General features: G+C 65.6%; 16 protein-coding genes and 1 riboswitch. Of the genes, 10 read left to right on the top strand and 6 right to left on the bottom strand.

All coding sequences use genetic code 11. The features are described from left to right. Positions 1-133 precede the first annotated feature (133 nt). Entirely contained in the window at positions 134-2821 is a 2688-nt protein-coding gene (locus JCQ34_RS19745; protein ID WP_237430693.1) for an AMP-binding protein, read from the bottom strand. Between the two features lie 387 nt (positions 2822-3208). On the opposite strand from JCQ34_RS19745, the gene JCQ34_RS19740 reads away from it, so the two are divergent. The 6 genes from JCQ34_RS19740 (at position 3209) to JCQ34_RS19715 (ending at position 6878) form a co-directional block, all read left to right on the top strand. Further along, complete coding sequence (locus tag JCQ34_RS19740) at positions 3209-4072, top strand: SURF1 family cytochrome oxidase biogenesis protein (RefSeq protein ID WP_237430694.1); 864 nt, start codon at positions 3209-3211, stop codon at positions 4070-4072. 78 nt (positions 4073-4150) lie between these two features. After that, positions 4151-4477 (top strand): ArsR/SmtB family transcription factor, encoded by a 327-nt coding sequence (locus tag JCQ34_RS19735; RefSeq protein ID WP_237430695.1) that lies wholly within the window; start codon positions 4151-4153, stop codon positions 4475-4477. Beyond that, the gene (locus tag JCQ34_RS19730) at positions 4474-5322 is read left to right on the top strand and encodes a cation diffusion facilitator family transporter (RefSeq protein ID WP_237430696.1); all 849 of its coding nucleotides are present in this window, start codon (positions 4474-4476) and stop codon (positions 5320-5322) included. The genes JCQ34_RS19735 and JCQ34_RS19730 overlap by 4 nt, the downstream gene beginning before the upstream one ends. 3 nt (positions 5323-5325) lie before the next feature. Then, complete coding sequence (locus JCQ34_RS19725) at positions 5326-5643, top strand: hypothetical protein (RefSeq protein ID WP_286404878.1); 318 nt, start codon at positions 5326-5328, stop codon at positions 5641-5643. Further along, on the top strand, positions 5640-6128 hold the full coding sequence (locus JCQ34_RS19720; protein ID WP_286404877.1) for a signal peptidase II: 489 nt from the start codon (positions 5640-5642) through the stop codon (positions 6126-6128). The genes JCQ34_RS19725 and JCQ34_RS19720 overlap by 4 nt, the downstream gene beginning before the upstream one ends. Further along, entirely contained in the window at positions 6129-6878 is a 750-nt protein-coding gene (locus JCQ34_RS19715; RefSeq protein ID WP_237430698.1) for a cytochrome c biogenesis CcdA family protein, read from the top strand. 51 nt (positions 6879-6929) lie between these two features. On the opposite strand, the gene JCQ34_RS19710 is transcribed toward JCQ34_RS19715, so the two are convergent. From JCQ34_RS19710 to JCQ34_RS19700, 3 genes are all read right to left on the bottom strand, one after another. Then, positions 6930-7565 (bottom strand): DUF3105 domain-containing protein, encoded by a 636-nt coding sequence (locus JCQ34_RS19710; protein WP_237430699.1) that lies wholly within the window; start codon positions 7563-7565, stop codon positions 6930-6932. A gap of 50 nt (positions 7566-7615) precedes the next feature. Further along, complete coding sequence (locus JCQ34_RS19705) at positions 7616-8296, bottom strand: DUF305 domain-containing protein (protein WP_237430700.1); 681 nt, start codon at positions 8294-8296, stop codon at positions 7616-7618. Further along, on the bottom strand, positions 8293-9099 hold the full coding sequence (locus tag JCQ34_RS19700; protein ID WP_286404876.1) for a M23 family metallopeptidase: 807 nt from the start codon (positions 9097-9099) through the stop codon (positions 8293-8295). Before JCQ34_RS19700 ends, JCQ34_RS19705 begins: the two co-directional genes overlap by 4 nt. After that, positions 9098-9272, bottom strand: a riboswitch (cyclic di-AMP (ydaO/yuaA leader). Its footprint overlaps the gene before it by 2 nt. Before the next feature lie 168 nt (positions 9273-9440). Between JCQ34_RS19700 and JCQ34_RS19695 the strand changes: the two genes are divergently transcribed. Then, positions 9441-10055: a TlpA family protein disulfide reductase gene (locus tag JCQ34_RS19695; protein WP_237430768.1), complete on the top strand. Its 615-nt coding sequence runs from the start codon at positions 9441-9443 to the stop codon at positions 10053-10055. A gap of 43 nt (positions 10056-10098) precedes the next feature. Here the strand turns inward: JCQ34_RS19695 and JCQ34_RS19690 are convergent, their stop codons facing one another. Both JCQ34_RS19690 and JCQ34_RS19685 read right to left on the bottom strand, forming a co-directional pair. Then, a complete protein-coding gene (locus JCQ34_RS19690; RefSeq protein ID WP_237430702.1) occupies positions 10099-11073 on the bottom strand; it encodes a cytochrome c oxidase assembly protein in 975 nt (324 codons plus the stop codon). A gap of 39 nt (positions 11074-11112) precedes the next feature. Continuing rightward, positions 11113-11529: an ArsR/SmtB family transcription factor gene (locus JCQ34_RS19685; RefSeq protein WP_272912576.1), complete on the bottom strand. Its 417-nt coding sequence runs from the start codon at positions 11527-11529 to the stop codon at positions 11113-11115. 190 nt (positions 11530-11719) lie between these two features. On the opposite strand from JCQ34_RS19685, the gene JCQ34_RS19680 reads away from it, so the two are divergent. From JCQ34_RS19680 to JCQ34_RS19670, 3 genes are all read left to right on the top strand, one after another. Next, positions 11720-13810 (top strand): cytochrome c oxidase assembly protein, encoded by a 2091-nt coding sequence (locus JCQ34_RS19680; RefSeq protein WP_237430703.1) that lies wholly within the window; start codon positions 11720-11722, stop codon positions 13808-13810. A gap of 285 nt (positions 13811-14095) precedes the next feature. Continuing rightward, positions 14096-15013, top strand: a complete 918-nt coding sequence (locus tag JCQ34_RS19675) for a cation diffusion facilitator family transporter (protein WP_237430704.1) — start codon at positions 14096-14098, stop codon at positions 15011-15013. Next, positions 15013-15705, top strand: coding sequence for a DsbA family protein (locus tag JCQ34_RS19670; protein WP_237430705.1), 693 nt, complete (start codon positions 15013-15015; stop codon positions 15703-15705). The genes JCQ34_RS19675 and JCQ34_RS19670 overlap by 1 nt, the downstream gene beginning before the upstream one ends. Positions 15706-15721 lie beyond the last annotated feature (16 nt).

Here is a 15721-nt window from a genome sequence, read left to right as displayed (position 1 = left end):
CCGTCCGTTCGTACCGGGCCATAAACATTCTCCAAACCACAGACCGCTCCGGTTGCAGGAATGGATGACGCCGCAGTGCGGCCGACAGGGCTAAGCTCAGATTTACTGTTCACCGCCGTTGTAGGAACGGCGGTCAGTCGTCTATAGGCGCGGCTTCGGCGCCATCTGTTGGGCTGCCGCCGAGGACGCGTAATGGCTGGCGATTTCCGGGGGTCCTTGTTCTCGGGTGTTGCCTGTTTCGTCGCCGCAGCCACCGTTCTATGGTGGTCATTGCCTGGGTGGCGGCGGCCCAGTAAAGGATGCCTGCCGCCAGGGAAACGAGGACCGCCAGTGCCTTGTACTCCGGATCAACAAGCGGGTACACCAGCCAGTGGGTGACGTAAATGTATAGCGAGGCGCTGGCCAGCAGGGCCGCGAGTCGGTGCAGCCCGCGCGGGACGGCCAGGGTGGGCAGCCAGAGCAGGATGAGGAAGCCCACCAGGATGGTTGTACTCCGGTACTGATCCTCGAACGATTGGGGGATGGTGAGCAGGGCGATGGCGGTCACGGCTGCCCGCTGCCATTGTGTCCGTGACGCGGCGGCGGCCCAGCCGAGCCCGAACAGCCACAGGACTGGCCCCTGCCCCGGATACCGGCTGTCCACAAGGTCGAAGAGCATCGGCAGGTCAATGACTACTAATGCCAGGGGGAACGCCCATGGCCACCGGCGCTGGGCGCGGGCAACGGCGGGTATCGCCAGCAGGGCGGCGATGACCAGCAGGATCTGGACCAGGATCTCGATGAACCAGAACCTTGAATAGTCGGTCCATCCTGGCGGGCCCAGCAGGTTGTTCAGCAGGAAGACGTTGGCCCAGGCATAGGTATCGGTTACGGCAAAGGCGAAGCCGATGACCGCAACGCTGGGCACGACAATCCGGGCAATGCTGCGCAGTTGCCGCCGGAGCCGGGAACGGCGGGTACCGCTTAGCTGGAAGCGCGCAAAGTTATAGCCGGCGACGGCGATGAGTACGTGGGCGGTCCCTTCCCAGTGGAAGAAACCGATGTGCGTGGAGACGATAAAGATGATGGCAATAGCGCGAAGCACAATTCCGGTTTCCATGGGGGCAAGCAACCGCCGATGCCAGCTCCGGGAAGTTCGTGCAGCTCCCCCCGTCCGCTGGTCTGAGTGCTCATCCGTATCTACGGCCGACGTGTTTGGTGCGTTATGGGCGGCAGGCACAAGTTCACAGACCGGGATCAGGTGCCAGCCCTGCGGGATGTATCCGAGGGCACGCTCCAGCCGGACCGACGCCGCCACGTAGGACAGCGAGTCACCGCCCAGGGAAACAAACGTGTCCGAGTCGGCGATGTTTTCCTGTTCGAGGACCTCCGCGAAGATCCTTCGCGCGTCGGTCGGGTGTCCTGCCGTTTCCGGGGCAGCACCGCCGGTGCCGTCATTGTCATCATTCCTGGACGCCAGGGCCAGGACCGCCGGGTAGTCCGGTTTGCCGTTGGCGAGGCGCGGTATGGACTCCACGCCATGAAGCTGGACTGCTGAACGGGGCAGGCCCAAATCCTGGGCAAGTGTCTTGGCCACCAGGGCAAGATCTTGGCTGCCCTCCACGACGGCGACCACTGCCTGGTCCGATCCTGCTGCCGCGGCGGTCAGGCCGAGACCGGCCAGCAGCCGTTCCACCTGGCCCAGGTCCACCCGCAGGCCAACGATTTTGACGAAGCGGGTCCGCCGGCCAACGATTTCGTAGAGGCCATTGGCTCCGCAACGGGCCAGGTCGCCCGTGTGAAGCTCTGTAGTGACCCGTCCCAAGGCCAGGTCTTCCGGCCGTTCGGCGTACCCCAGCATGACGTTGGGACCTGAATAAACGAGTTCGGCGGCTTCCAGGTCGGGGACGGGCTCCAGCCGGAAGGAGCCGCCGGGCACGGCCACGCCGATGGATTGCGGGTACTCGGCTGCCAGGTCAGGGGGCAGGTAGGCCATGCGGGCCGTGGCCTCGGTCTGGCCATACATGACAAAGAGGTCCCAGCCCTGCCGCCGGCCCATGTCTGCGTAGGAACGCACTCGGTCCGGATCGAGCCGCCCGCCGGCCTGGGTGATGTAGCGCAGGCTGGGCAGATCCATGTCCTCAAAGCCCACCCGTTCAAGGAGCTCGAACGTGTAGGGCACGGCGGCGAAGGATGTGACGTTTTCGGCTCTGGCCAGTTCCCAGAAACACGGGTCCACCACTGAGAGGTCGGTCAGCGCGAGGGACGCGCCCACCAGAAGGTGACTGTTCACCACGCTCATCCCGTAGCAGTAGGACAGGGGAAGGGTGGTGGCCGCAGTATCGGTGGGGCGCAGGTGCAGGTAATCGGCTATGGCTGAGGCATTTGCCTGCAAGGACCCTGCGGACAGGCGCACAAGTTTGGGTGATCCAGTGGATCCGGAAGTACTCAGCAGCAGCGCCAGCTCCGGGTGCAGTTCATGGTGCGTTTCGTCCCGACGCACATCCAGGACCACCTCACCCCGGCACGCGCGGACCACAGTATCGGGATCGTACACGGCAACGAGTGTCTCGGCTGCCGTCCCGCCGCCTGCGGGCAGGATTAGCAACGGGTTGCCGGAGGACAGGGCCGCCAGGTAGGCCACCAGGGACGGCAGGGAATTCTCAGCCTCAAGGGCAATGAGCCGGCGGCCTGGCCCGAAGGCCCGGCCCATATCCTCAACACGGCGCGCAAGTTCCCCGTAGCTCACGGATTGGTCTTTGGTCGTGATGGCGGGACGGTCTCCGAAGCCGGCCAGTTTGGCGGCGAACGAGACTCCTGCCAGTTCCGGCTGTACAGTCACGCCTGAACTGTAAAGGATAGCCTTACCTAACACAAATGGAGTTGGGCTGAGCTTGCGCTTCCCCGTGGTGTCCCGATGACCCCGGCGTCCTTCGGTATGCCGCACTTTAGCAAAGGCAACATTAAGTCGGTCCCACACCGACAGCATCCCACTGCCAGCCCCGGAGAGGACCAGCCCGCGGTTAGGAAATTCACTTCGTGGGCGCAGGGCCGATTGTGCTGATGGCAGGGAAGAGGACTGCACATCCCGCGGTTACGCTGGACGGGTGCTCCGACGTTTCCCGCGCCCCATCCCAGACCGGCCACCGCTGCTACAGCGCCTGTCGTTTATCGGCTATCCAGCCGCGTCAGGATATTTGAAGGATTCCAACTCCCGGCGGTTGCGGCCATGACCTACCGGTTCCTCCTGACGAGGCGCTGGCTGGGGTTTCTGATCCTTGCCGCTGTAGTTGCGGCCGCCTGTGCCGGACTCAGCAAATGGCAGATGGATCGCCGCAATCAGGCGGTGACTGAGATCCGGCGCGTCCAGCAAAACTACGAAAAATCCCCTGTGCCGTTCGAGCAGGTGAAGCAGTATTTCTCCGTGGCTGACCCGGACATGAAATGGACAACAGTGTCGCTGGCTGGTCACTATCTGGTGCAGGACCAGCGGATTGTCAGGAACAGGCCAAACAATTCCGCGCCCGGTTATGAGGTTCTTGTTCCCTTTCGGCTCCGCTCCGGCGAGACCGTGGTCGTGAACCGGGGATGGCTGCCAATTGGCAACGTGAAGCCGGGGTACCCGGATGCTGTCCCGTCCCCGCCGGCGGGAAACGTTGAGGTGGTGGTCCGGATCAAACCGTCCGAACAGACGCTGGATGGCAGGACCGCGCCCGAGGGCCAATTGCCAAGCATCGCCCTGCCCGACTATGCCCGGCAGCTGGAGTACCCGCTGTTGACCGGAAGCTATGGACTGATGGCCTCCGAATCCCCCGCTCCGGACGTAGCGCCTGAACAGCTCGCCATGCCCGCTGTTCAGGAAGGATCGAATCTGTCCTATGCGATGCAGTGGCTGACCTTTGGAATACTTGCCTTCGTGGGTTTCGGATACACGGCCCGGCAGCAGGCCCGCATCTCCCGGGAGGAATGCGAAGACCAGACGCAGGGTGACCCGCAGGACCCGGCCCCGAAAATTCGACTCGAAGAAAAGGCCCGCAAGCGCAACACGTCGGACGACGAAGAGGACGCTTTGCTGGACCGGATGGGTCTCTGAAGGATTCCATGCGTGATGCCAGGGCGGGCCGGAACCGAGACTTTTACATTGATACATTCCTAAATGTACTCTGGGGTTATGGAAACGCTCACGAACGCTCCGGTTCTGGCACGGTTTGGGTATGCGGTCTCGGATCCGACCAGGGCCAAGGTTTTGCTGGCCTTGGCTGAGGGGCCCGGGTACCCGTCCGAACTTGCCGAATCCCTCGGTGTTTCGCGGCAGAGCATGTCCAATCACCTGGCCTGCCTGCGTGGCTGCGGTTTGGTGGTGGCCGTTCCGGATGGCCGGCGGACCCGTTATGAGCTCGCTGATGCCCGGCTGGGGCACGCGATCAGGGATCTTCTGGGTGTGGTGCTGGCCGTTGATCCGGCCTGCTGCGCTGCTGACGGGACGTGCGTGGCATGAGCGGGGCACTCCTCCTCACTGCGGATACGGGACGCCGTGCAGTATTGAGCCGCCGGATCCGTTTTTTTGCGGCCGCGACCATCACGTATAACGTCGTCGAAGCCGTCGTCGCGCTTTGGGCCGGCAACCTGGCGGACTCCTCTGCGCTCATCGGCTTTGGTCTGGATTCGGTGATCGAGGTGGCATCGGCGGTTGCTCTGTCCTGGCAGTTCTCCGCACAGGACCCGGCACGGCGCGAACACGTGACGCTGCGGATCATCGCGGTGTCCTTTTTCGCCCTGGCCCTGTTCGTTACCGTGGATTCGGTCCGTTCTCTGGCCGGCGGCGGTGAGGCGCAGCACTCCACGGCGGGCATCGTGATCGCCGCGCTGTCCCTGGCGATCATGCCGGTCCTGTCCTGGCTGCAGCGCCGCGCGGGCCGGGAATTGGGCTCCCGCACGGCTGTCGCTGATTCCAAACAGACCCTGTTGTGCACCTATCTTTCGGCTGTTCTGCTGGTGGGCTTGGTGTTGAACAGCACCCTGGGCTGGTGGTGGGCAGATGCAGGGGCGGCCTTGGTCATCGCCGCGATCGCCGTCCGGGAAGGCATCAACGCCTGGAAGGGCGATGTCTGCTGTGCGGTCCCGCACAGCACCGCCGAGCACGGCGAGGCCACTGAGGACGCCTGCTGCGCACCTGCCGGACCGGACAAGGGCTCCGAACACGACGCCGGCGCCCCCCTCCCCCACCCCGGCAGTTCTCCCGTCGCTGCGGCGGCACCGCGCTGCGAGGGCTGCGGAACAGCGGCTGCACCGCAACCGGAACCCCTCAGCCTTGCCCTGCCGCTGGCACCCCGGGGCGAGTAAGGCATGTCCTACGAAGTGCGCACCATACCTGGCTGCCCCAACTCCGGACCTGCACTGGAGCTCTTCAGGCACGTCCTGCACGCCGAGGGCCTTGACCCTGAACTGGTGACTGTTCGTGAGATCAGCTCCGAATCCGAGGCCGCCGAGATGCTGTTCCGCGGCTCCCCGTCATTCACGGCCGGAGGGAAGGACCTGTTTCCTTCCACGGCAGACGCCGGATTAAGCTGCCGGCTCTATCCCGCGGGCACCGGTCTTTCCGGGCTGCCTTCCGCTGAATCTTTGCGGGCCGCGGTGCGCGGCACCGCCGCATCGAGCACGTGAGCGTACTGGGCTCTGAGCACTCCAGTGCCGCCAGATCTGTCCTGGTCTTTTCTGCCGCAGCCCTGGCGGTGACCGATCTCCTGGTCAAGGCCGCCCTGGTCCAGGCCCTCGGCCACGACAGACACAACACGGACTTCGGATTGTTTACCGTTTGGCTGGCCTACGACACCGGTGCCGGTTTCAGTCCCCTGTCCTGGCTTCCCCCTGGGGCGCTGGTGCTGGGTGCTGTGTTGCTTGTTGCTGTGCTGGCCGCCGCCCTGGTCCGGTCCGCCCCGCGTTTGAGGAAGCCTGCCCTGTCCGCTGCGGCTCTCCTGCTCGGTGGTGCCCTGGGAAATCTTGCGGATCTGTTGGATGGGGCCGGGGTGGTGGATTACCTGCACACCGGGTGGTTGCCGAGTTCGAATCTTGCCGGGGTTTTCGTTGTGGCCGGGGCAGGGCTGCTGGTTCTGGGAACGGTACGCGGCGCGGTAAGGGAAGGGCAGTAAGTGGACATCGGAGAGTTTTTTGCTTCCAGCGTGACCTCCGGTGCGCTGGTGCTGGCACTGCCGCTGGCAGCGGTCGCGGGCCTGGTCTCGTTCCTCTCGCCCTGCATCCTTCCGCTGGTTCCGGGGTATCTGGGGTTCGTCTCCGGGCTGACCGATCCCGGCCAGCCCGGGAACCGGCGGCGTGTCCTGACCGGGGTGGCCTTGTTCATTCTGGGCTTCGGGGCGGTATTTACCCTCTATGGTGCAGCCTTCGGTGCCATCGGGTCGTGGTTGGTGCGGTGGCAGGATCCACTGATGCGGGTCCTGGGCGTCGTCGTCATCCTGATGGGCCTGGTCCTGCTGGGCGGTTTCTCCTGGCTGCAGCAGACCAGGAAATTCCGTGCTCCGGGCAGGAAAGGCCTGGCCGGCGCCCCGGTGCTGGGCGTGGTGTTTGGGCTCGGCTGGACCCCGTGCATGGGTCCGACCCTCAGTGCCGTGCTCAGCCTGAGCGTCGCGGCCGCAAGCGCCTGGCGCGGTGCGCTGCTGGCGTTTGTTTATTGTCTGGGCCTGGGGATCCCTTTTGTGCTGGTCGCTTTCGGCCTGAACTGGGTTTCCCGGGTCCTGGCCGTTGTCAGGGCCCATATCCGTGCGGTCAACATCGCCGGGGCGGCGATGTTGATCATCCTTGGCGTCCTGATGGTCTCCGGGCTGTGGGTGAAGTGGATTTATCAGCTGCAGAACCTGGCAGGGACCTTCCTCATGCCCGTCTAGGCAATGCCAGGGACCTGTCAGCCGACGTTGAGAACACCCCTGCGGCTGGGTTCAGCCCTGGATTCCGCCGGTGCAGACGGCTCCCGGTTCCGGGGTCTGCGGGCCCTGACGGTACTTCTTGATGAACGTGGCGAGGCGTTCATCGCCGCTGGTCTGCAAGGCCAGCTGCTTGCCCCATGCCGTGGCCACGATCGGAGCCTCCTGGTCCGGGACGGGACTGAGCAGGAGATACTGCTGCCCCTCGGCGGCAGCGGTCAGTTCCGCGATCTGGTCCGCAGCCAGGTCAGGACGGTAGGAGAGCCACACGGCACCGTGCTCCAGGGAATGCACCGCCTGTGTCTGCTGCACGGGGGCGGTGTAGATTCCGCAGTTGGTCCAGACCGGGGCGTGATCCCCTCCGGTAGCAGGGATCCTGGGGTAGCTGACCGGTTCCCTCGTATGGTTCCTGGACTGGTCCGGGAAGTCCTGCTCACCCTCTATCGGCCGGGACGCCGCCGCGGTGGCTTCCTCGCGCTGGCGTACCTCGCCGACGACGACAAACGCCACCGAACCAATGATCGCGGCGACGACCGCCGCCGCCGCACCGTAGAGCAGCCAGGCTTTACGGCGCGCCTTGGCCCGCTGTTTTGCCTGCAGGGCCTTCAGGATCGCCTGTCGTTCCTCATGGGAGGGCCGGGGCTGGGACATCAGGTGGGCTCGCTTTCGTCGCTGGTGCGGCCGGAATGGGCTGCGGGTGGTCAAAGTCGGGCGCGCAGATCCTGCAAGGCCAGTATTTCAGCGCTTTGGGCTTCGACCAGGCCGGCAGCGAAGTCACGGACGCGGGCGGTCTCGGCGAGGTTCACGGCCGCAGTGGCCATCGCCACCCCGCCCTGGTGGTGGCGGATCATCAAATCAGTGAAAAGCCGGTCCGCCTCTGTCCCGGAAGCAGCCCGGAGGGCCTGCATCTGTTCCGGGGTTGCCATGCCCTCCATCTGTGACTGCGGTGCCGCGGCAGCAGAGGCCCCGTGGGACTGTCCGTGGTCCCCGCTCCCGGCCCCCATCCAGGCCATGGGCGCCCCTTTGCCTGCCTGGGACAGGCCCCATCCCTGCAGCCAGGCGAACATCTGACCCTTCTGGTGCTGCTGCGTGGTCGCGATGTCATAGGCGACCGCGCGGATTTCTTCGTTCGTGGACGTATCCCTGATGATCAGGGCCATCTCCACGGCCTGGGCGTGGTGGACCTGCATGTCACGGGCAAATCCGGCATCCGGTCCATCATCGGAGATCTGCTGCGGCGCGCCGGAGAGCCGGCCGATGGCGAAGAAAGCCAGCGCGGTGAGGATAACCACGGTGACGAAGACGGCCCACAGCAGGCCGCGGCGCTGAACCGGCCGTGCTGCGCGGCCTGCCGCGCCCGCGCCAAGGTTCGGCCCGGTCACAGCCAGCCCTGCGGATCAACGGTCTGGCCGTTGAAGAGCACCTCAAAATGCAGGTGGCAGCCGGTGGAGTTGCCCGTCGTTCCGGCAGCGGCCAGCCGCTGCCCGGCGGCGACGGGGGCGCCGACGCTCGTCTCGATCGAGGCCAGGTGGTTGTAGGTGCTTTTCAGGCCGTTGCCGTGGTCGACCACGATCCGGTTTCCCCCGCCGTACGCGGACCATCCTGCCTCGACCACCGTTCCGGCTCCAGCCGCGAACACCGCTGTCTGGCAGGACGCCACCAGGTCAAGGCCGGTGTGAAGCTCCCCGGATCCCCCGGTTATCGGACTGGTGCGGAAACCGAACGGCGACGCTACGGACATGCTCGCCAATGGTGCGGCGAGCCCGAAAGAAGCCGCCGGGCCGGCGGGAACAGCTGCCGCGGGGACCAGCTGCGCCGAAGCCCCGGCAGACCCGGCCGCCGGGGATTCGGGTACGGCCGGGGCCGGGACAGTGGCCACCGGGGACCGGTCGAAGGAGATGCTGGCGCCCGGGGAAGCCTGCGCCGGAACCTCGATTGCGGCCACCTGTTCCGCGCCTGCCGCAGCGGGCCGGTCAGTGCCCGTGCCGGCATTGGCCGCAGTGATGGCTGCGCCGACCAGCATTGCTGCGGTGATGGTGGCCGCTGCCGGAAGGTTGCGTCGAAGGACGGCGAAGTCCCGGCTGGTGGGCCGGCGCCGGCTGTGCCGGGGTGCGGCAGAATCGACGCGCCAGGCTCGGGCGGGCACCGGGCTACGGTGCCGGCCGCGGGCAGGGGAAGACGGCATGGGGTCCTTTCAGCGCCTGCGAAGTTAGCTGTCGGGTTCGGGCCAAGGATCAAGCCCGGCCGGGGACTCGAACCGCTCGATGCAGTCTTCAGCTCCGGCTTCACCCCAAGGCAGCGCAGCTGCCGGAAGATGGGTTCTCCGCCCCCGCCTGTGAAGCTCGTCGTTTGCGAGGCCCGGGCGGGGCTGGGCTTTCGGCCTCGAAGGCACTGATACACAAATGCCTGTATCAACATTACAGGCAGGTCCTGGAATCGTTATAACCCTGTGATTTACCTGATAGTCGTCTGCAAGCCGCCCGCCGCTCCCTTTTTCTACACGGGATAGAATCGACAACTGTGGATCTGTTCAAGCGTGCAGGAGAAGGCAAGTGCCCGCCGCGGCGGGCTGTTCTGGGGTTCGGTGCTGCGGCGCTGGCCCTGTCAGGTTGCGGGGGGCGGGAGGATTCGCTCGCCGCGCAGGCGCGCGCAGGGGACGACAAGAACTACATCGCAGGTGATGGTTCGGTCAACGAGTACCGCCCCGATGCGCGGGGTTCGAAGGTTTCCCTGACCGGGACGCTGTTCAGCGGGGAAACCGTCTCCTCGGAGGACTGGGCGGGCAATGCTGTGGTCCTGAATTTCTGGTACGCGGGCTGTGCTCCCTGCCGGAAGGAAGCGCCGGACCTGGTCGCGCTGAACAATGAATTCCGGGACCAGGGAGTGCTGTTCTACGGCGTGAACGTCCGGGACGATGCGCCGACTGCGGCTGCCTTTGAACGCACGTTCGGGGTGGGTTATCCCAGTTTTGATGACAGCAACGGCGGGATCCTGCTGGCCATGACGACCTATGTGCCGCCGCGCGCCGTTCCCACCACCCTTGTCCTGGACCGGGAGGGCCGGGTCAGCGCGAGGATCCTCGGGATCTCCGAGAAAGGGACCCTGAAGGCGCTCATCGTTTCGGCGCTTGCCGGACAATAAAGGGAAGTGTTCGGAAGGTAACGACGCGGCGGGCCAGGCCGGTTCAGCGGTGCCGTTCGGGCCTGTTGGCCAGCTGCTGCAGGTACTGGTTGTAGGCATCCATGTCCGCATCGCCGCCGGCGGTGGCTACTGCCCGTTCTGACCGGGCCCAGCCGCTGGCTTCGTCCCGCTGCCACCGGACCAGGATGAACATCAGCAGCAGTACCCCCGGCAGCTCCCCGTAGGACCATGCCAGCCCGCCGGCGACTCCCTGGTCCTGCATTGGGTTGATATTCCAGCTTTCGGGCGGGACGGCAAAGAATTCGACCATCGGATCCGTTGCCATCATGATGACCACCCCGAAAAAGGCATGCAGTGGCATTTCGGCGAAAATATCGATCAATCGCCCAAAATGGGTCTGCCGGGTGGGCAATGGGTCGGCCGAGATCAGCGGCACGGTGAAGAGGATCCCGGCGAGCAGGAACAGCAGCTCCAGCCCGACGTGCCCGTACCAGCTGGGCAGCAGGAGATCGGCGAGCCCGGAGAAGTACACGCCGTAAAAGCTCAGCAGGAACAGGGGGACCATGAACCCCGGGTGGATGGCCAGTCGTCCCCATCTGGAGCGCAGGCCCCAGATCGCGGCTTGAAGCACGGGCCGGCCCAGCCGGTTGTGTGGTGTCGTGCGCAGCAGCAGGGTGCCGGGTGAGCCGACCACCAGCAGCGGCGGAACGGCCATCATCAGCGTCAGTTGCTGGAACATGAAGATGGAGAACATCCGCAGCCCGTAGCCTTCGATCCCGGCTCCCATGACCACGGCGATGGCGGCGCAGCCGGTCAGGAACGAGATGGTGCGTATCGGCGACCAGGCCCTGCCCCGGCGCCAGAGAGTAATGGCCCCGGCCAGGTAGAGGACGGCAGCGGCCAGCGCCAGCGCCGGGATGAGCGGAACGGGCTGCAGGTTCGGGGCCAGATACTCGCCCAATGACGGGGGCAGGGTCGGCAGCCAGACCGGGCCGTCGATACTGTAATCACCGTTCATGCCCGAACCCCCCTGCGCACTTCCCCCGCTGTATCGGTCTTAGCTGCTGGCTGCTGAGACCAGACGGTCCTGCCCCGTGTGCCCGACGTGGGTCAGGCCGAGATCCAGGAGTAAACGGACGTGCGCATCGGCCAGCGAGTAGTAGGCCATCCGGCCCGAACGCCGGACCGTGACGACCTTGGGCCCGCGCAGCAGGCGCAGGGCGTGCGAAACACCGGATTCGCTCAGACCCGTTGTCGCAGCCAGGTCGCAGACGCACATCTCCCCCTCGAGCAGGGCGATGAGGATCCGTACGCGTCCGGGATCGGCCAGGAGACCGAAAATCACGGCAAGGTCGGCGACGTCGGACTCCTGCGGCATCCTGTCCCGGACGGAGCGGACCCGGTCGGCGTCCACCAGCCGGACAGCACAGTCGCTGCCGCGGGCTGCCGCCGGGGGCATCGGAGAGGTGGTCATTCATCAAGATTACCTTCGACTGCTAATGCTTCACATTCGCTTCAGGACCGGGCCGGCCCCCGACACAGAATCAGAAACCAGCCAGATTATCGTCTGAACAACCTTACAGATAATCTGGTTTGGTGTCGGTCCTGACGGCATGTGCCCCGGTGTCCCTGCCGTGCGGCAGGTCTAGTGCGAAGGATTTCTTGTGGCTGTGAAGCTTCCAACCGGGCGGCCGGCAGCAGTGCCCAGGCTCTGGTGGTTGGCCATTGCCGGGCTTCTCGCCATCGCTGCGGTCCTTGTCGCGACTGCCTATGGCAGGGGGACGTTGCCGGCTGAAACCCGGGACCCGGGGTCCTTGGTCCGGTGGGGCTTTGGCATAGTTCAGACGGTCCATAACATCTCTGCGGCGGCCACCATCGGGGCGCTGGTTTTCGCGGCCTTCATTGTTCCGCCGTCCATGTCACGGACGCGGAAGAACAAGCAGGCCGGCAGCAGCGCCGGGGCTCCAGCCCCGGAGCATCCTGCATTTGGGCGCATCATGAACCTGGCCTGTGCGGCGAGCATTCTGTGGATGCTCTCGGCGGTGGCGGTCATCGTGTTCAGCTTCGCCGATATCGCCGGGGTACCGATCTCGGGCAGCCGGCAATTCGCCTCGCAGCTGGCGTCCTACATTACAGAGCTCCCGACCGGGACGGCCTGGCTGTGGGTGGTGATCATCTCCGCGACGGTGGCGACGGCGACCTTCGGCCTCCGCTCCCCGGCCGGCCTGGCCGCGACGGCCGTGCTGGCTATGGGCGGGTTGATTCCGATGATCCTGATCGGCCACGCCGCCGGGGGCAGCGATCATGAACAGGCCATCAACTCACTGGGCCTGCACCTTGTGGGCGTCTGCCTCTGGTTCGGCGGACTGGTCGCCCTGACGGCAGCGGGCACCGCGCTGGGCAGCGACACCGCCGCCGTCGTGAAACGGTTTTCAACCCTCGCCGGGTTCGCCTTAATCCTCGTCGTGTCCTCCGGGGTGATCAACGCGGCCATCCGCATCGATTCCCCCGCCGGCCTCGCCTCACCCTATGGGGTGCTGCTGATGGGGAAAACGGCCGGCGCCATCGTCCTGGGCGGCCTCGGGCTCCTGCACCGCAGGCGTCTCATTCCGGCTCTGTCAGCCGCCGCAGGAGCGACGCGCGCCACTGGGCTGTTCTGGCGGCTGATCGTTATTGAGGTGCTCATCATGGGCGCCGTCAGCGGACTGGCCGCCGCACTGAGCCGCACTCCCCCTCCCCTGGGCGAGGACATCGAACCGGCCCTGACGCCGGCACAAATCCTCACCGGCTACCTGCTGCCACCGGAACTGACCCCCGAACGCTGGTTCACGGTCTGGCGCCCGGACTGGCTCTGGATCGCTGTGGCACTGGCAGCGGCATACCTGTACCTTCGGGCCGCCCGGCTGCTGAAGCGGCGAGGGGACAAGTGGCCCTGGCCCCGGGGCCTGATGTGGCTGACGGGCCTGGCTGCCCTGGTCTTCTTCACCTCCGGCGGGCCCTCGGTCTACGGGCGGGTCCTGTTCAGTGCCCACATGCTCGACCACATGGCGCTGACCATGATCGTTCCGGTGTTCCTGGTTCTCGGCGCCCCCGTCACCCTGGCCCTGCGGGCCCTGGCTCCCCGGCATGACGGGACACGCGGACCGCGGGAATGGATCATGATCCTGGTGCACTCCCGGCCGGCCGCCGTCCTGACACATCCGCTTTTTGTCGCCGCGAACTTCGCCGGCTCGATCGTGCTGTTCTACTACTCCGACGCCTTCGGGTTTGCCCTGCGTGAGCATGCCGGCCATGAACTGATGACCGTGCATTTCGTCATCACCGGCTACCTGTTCGTCCTGTCCATGGTCGGCACCGATCCAGTGCCCCGCCGGGCGCCGTATCCGCTGCGGCTGCTGCTGCTGCTGGCCACGATGGCTTTCCACGCATTTTTCGGCGTCGCCCTGATGGGGGCCACCACGCTCCTGCAGCCGGAGTGGTTTACCGGGCTGGGCCGGGACTGGGGTCTTTCCCCGCTGGCTGACCAGCAGATGGCCGGGGCCATCACCTGGGGAATCGGTGAGGTTCCGACCCTGTTGATCGCGATCGGAGTCGCCGTCATGTGGTCCCGCTCCGATGCCCGGGAAACCCGTCGGACCGACCGGGCAGCGGACAGAAACCATGATGCCGACCTGGAGGCCTACAACGCCATGCTCGCCCAACTGGGCGAACGCACCCACCCGGGCCCCGGCGGCAGCGGCGGGCCGCGCCGGTGACGACGGAAATTCCGCCGATCCCGGCCACACCTGGTGCAGGCGTTCATGAATTCGAACACCGGGATGAACCGGCCGGTCCGGTCCAACCCCTGGGCCTGTCTGCGGGTCCACGGTCCGGTCAGTCCAGCCGGACGAGCGGGTTCGCCCCGAACTCTCCGGCCTCCGGCCCGCGCACGCCCCCGATGATCCGCAGCGTAGATCCGCCCGGTACCTGCAAAGAATCCGGCTGCGGCCAGGACAAGAAGCCCTCACCCCTGCCCCGCCAACCACTGTGAAGGATCCCTCATGAGCGGACATGACCACGACCACGCTGCGGCAGGTGCCGGCCACCGCGGAAAACTCATCATCGTTTTCGCTGTTACGTTCAGCGTCATGGCCGCGGAAATCATCGGTGCCGTGCTGACCGGAAGCCTCGCGCTGCTGGCCGATGCCGGGCACATGTTCACCGACTCCACCGGTCTGCTGATCGCACTGATCGCAGCCTCGCTGGCCCTGAAACCACCGACACTGAAACGCACCTGGGGTTACAAGCGCGCCGAAATCATCGCAGCGGCCTTCCAGGCTGCCCTTCTGCTGGGCGTTGGCGCGTTCGTGATTATCGAGGGCATCCGCAGGTTCTTCGAACCGCCGGAAATCGCCGGACCGACGATGCTGTGGTTCGGCGTCATCGGTCTGGCCGGCAATGCCATCGGGCTGATTGTTTTGGCATCAGGCCGGAATCATAACTTCAACATGAAGGCCGCCTTCCTTGAAGTCCTCAACGATGCCCTGGGATCCGTGGCCGTCATCGTTGCGGCGATCATCATCGCCCTGACCGGCTGGGTGCAGGCCGATGCCGTGGTGTCCCTGCTCATCGGGGTCCTGATCATCCCCCGCACCCTGAGACTGCTCCGGGACACGGTGAATGTGCTGATGGAAAACGCGCCCGCCGGACTGGATCTGGGCCAGGTCCGGGAGCACATCCTCGCCCTTCCCCACGTCATCGACGTCCACGACCTGCACGCGTCCCTCGTCGGTTCCGGAACCCCGGTACTCTCCGCCCACGTCACCGTCGAAGACGGCTGCATGACGGACGGGCACGCCTCCACCATCCTGGCGGACCTGCAGCGCTGCGTCGCCGAACATTTCGACGTCAGCGTCGAACACTCCACCTTCCAGATTGAAGCAGCAGCCCACCGCGACCAGGAAAGCATTCATCACTGATGTCACAACCAAAAGCCACTTCCACGCCCCCGGCAGACCCTGCCAAACGCGCCAGGACCGTCATCTGGATCCTGCTCGGAGTCATCCTGGCCGCAGGAGCCATCTGGTACGCCGTGTTTACGCTCAACAAACCCGCGCCGGTGGCCGTCCAACCCGTCGCCGAGGCCCAGCTCGTCCGTGAGGACAGCCACCGGGTCACCGCTCCGGCAACCGAGAAGGCCCAGCTGGTAGAGTTTTTGGACTTCGAGTGCGAAGCCTGCAAGGCTGCCGAACCCGTCGTGGCCGAGCTGAAGGCAGAATTCGGTGACCGGATCACGGTCGTCCACCGTTACTTTCCGCTCCCGGCCCACCGGAATTCCGGGCAGGCGGCGCTGGCCGTCGAAGCCGCCGCCCAGCAGGGAAAATACGAACAGATGGCCGCGAAAATGTTCGAGACCCAGCCGCAGTGGGGTGAAAAGCAGGACTCCCAGGCACCCCTGTTCCGCACTTTCGCCGAAGAACTCGGACTGGACCTGACCGCCTACGACGCCGCTGTAGCCAACGAAGCCACCAAAGACCGGATCCGTCAGGACATCGCGGACGGTAAGGCGCTTGGCGTGACCGGGACGCCGACATTCTTCCTCAACGGTGAAAAATTGACGCCGAACACGATGGAGGAATTCCGCCAGAAACTGGCGGACGCCGCCCAGTAGCGGTTTCCCGCCGCCG

This window comes from Pseudarthrobacter defluvii (genome assembly GCF_030323865.1).
Lineage (GTDB): Bacteria > Actinomycetota > Actinomycetes > Actinomycetales > Micrococcaceae > Arthrobacter > Arthrobacter sedimenti.
The sequence above is the reverse complement of the archived record's forward strand: the minus strand, read 5'-3'. Positions and strand labels throughout refer to the sequence as shown.

What these genes read in the sequence shown, in the direction of transcription:
- JCQ34_RS19675 (WP_237430704.1), top strand. Translation starts at nt 14,096, where the DNA reads ATGAGCGGACATGACCACGACCACGCTGCGGCAGGTGCCGGCCACCGC.
- JCQ34_RS19690 (WP_237430702.1), bottom strand. Translation starts at nt 11,073, where the DNA reads ATGAACGGTGATTACAGTATCGACGGCCCGGTCTGGCTGCCGACCCTG.
- JCQ34_RS19670 (WP_237430705.1), top strand. Translation starts at nt 15,013, where the DNA reads ATGTCACAACCAAAAGCCACTTCCACGCCCCCGGCAGACCCTGCCAAA.
- JCQ34_RS19740 (WP_237430694.1), top strand. Translation starts at nt 3,209, where the DNA reads ATGACCTACCGGTTCCTCCTGACGAGGCGCTGGCTGGGGTTTCTGATC.
- JCQ34_RS19700 (WP_286404876.1), bottom strand. Translation starts at nt 9,099, where the DNA reads ATGCCGTCTTCCCCTGCCCGCGGCCGGCACCGTAGCCCGGTGCCCGCC.
- JCQ34_RS19730 (WP_237430696.1), top strand. Translation starts at nt 4,474, where the DNA reads ATGAGCGGGGCACTCCTCCTCACTGCGGATACGGGACGCCGTGCAGTA.
- JCQ34_RS19710 (WP_237430699.1), bottom strand. Translation starts at nt 7,565, where the DNA reads ATGTCCCAGCCCCGGCCCTCCCATGAGGAACGACAGGCGATCCTGAAG.
- JCQ34_RS19685 (WP_272912576.1), bottom strand. Translation starts at nt 11,529, where the DNA reads ATGACCACCTCTCCGATGCCCCCGGCGGCAGCCCGCGGCAGCGACTGT.
- JCQ34_RS19735 (WP_237430695.1), top strand. Translation starts at nt 4,151, where the DNA reads ATGGAAACGCTCACGAACGCTCCGGTTCTGGCACGGTTTGGGTATGCG.
- JCQ34_RS19725 (WP_286404878.1), top strand. Translation starts at nt 5,326, where the DNA reads ATGTCCTACGAAGTGCGCACCATACCTGGCTGCCCCAACTCCGGACCT.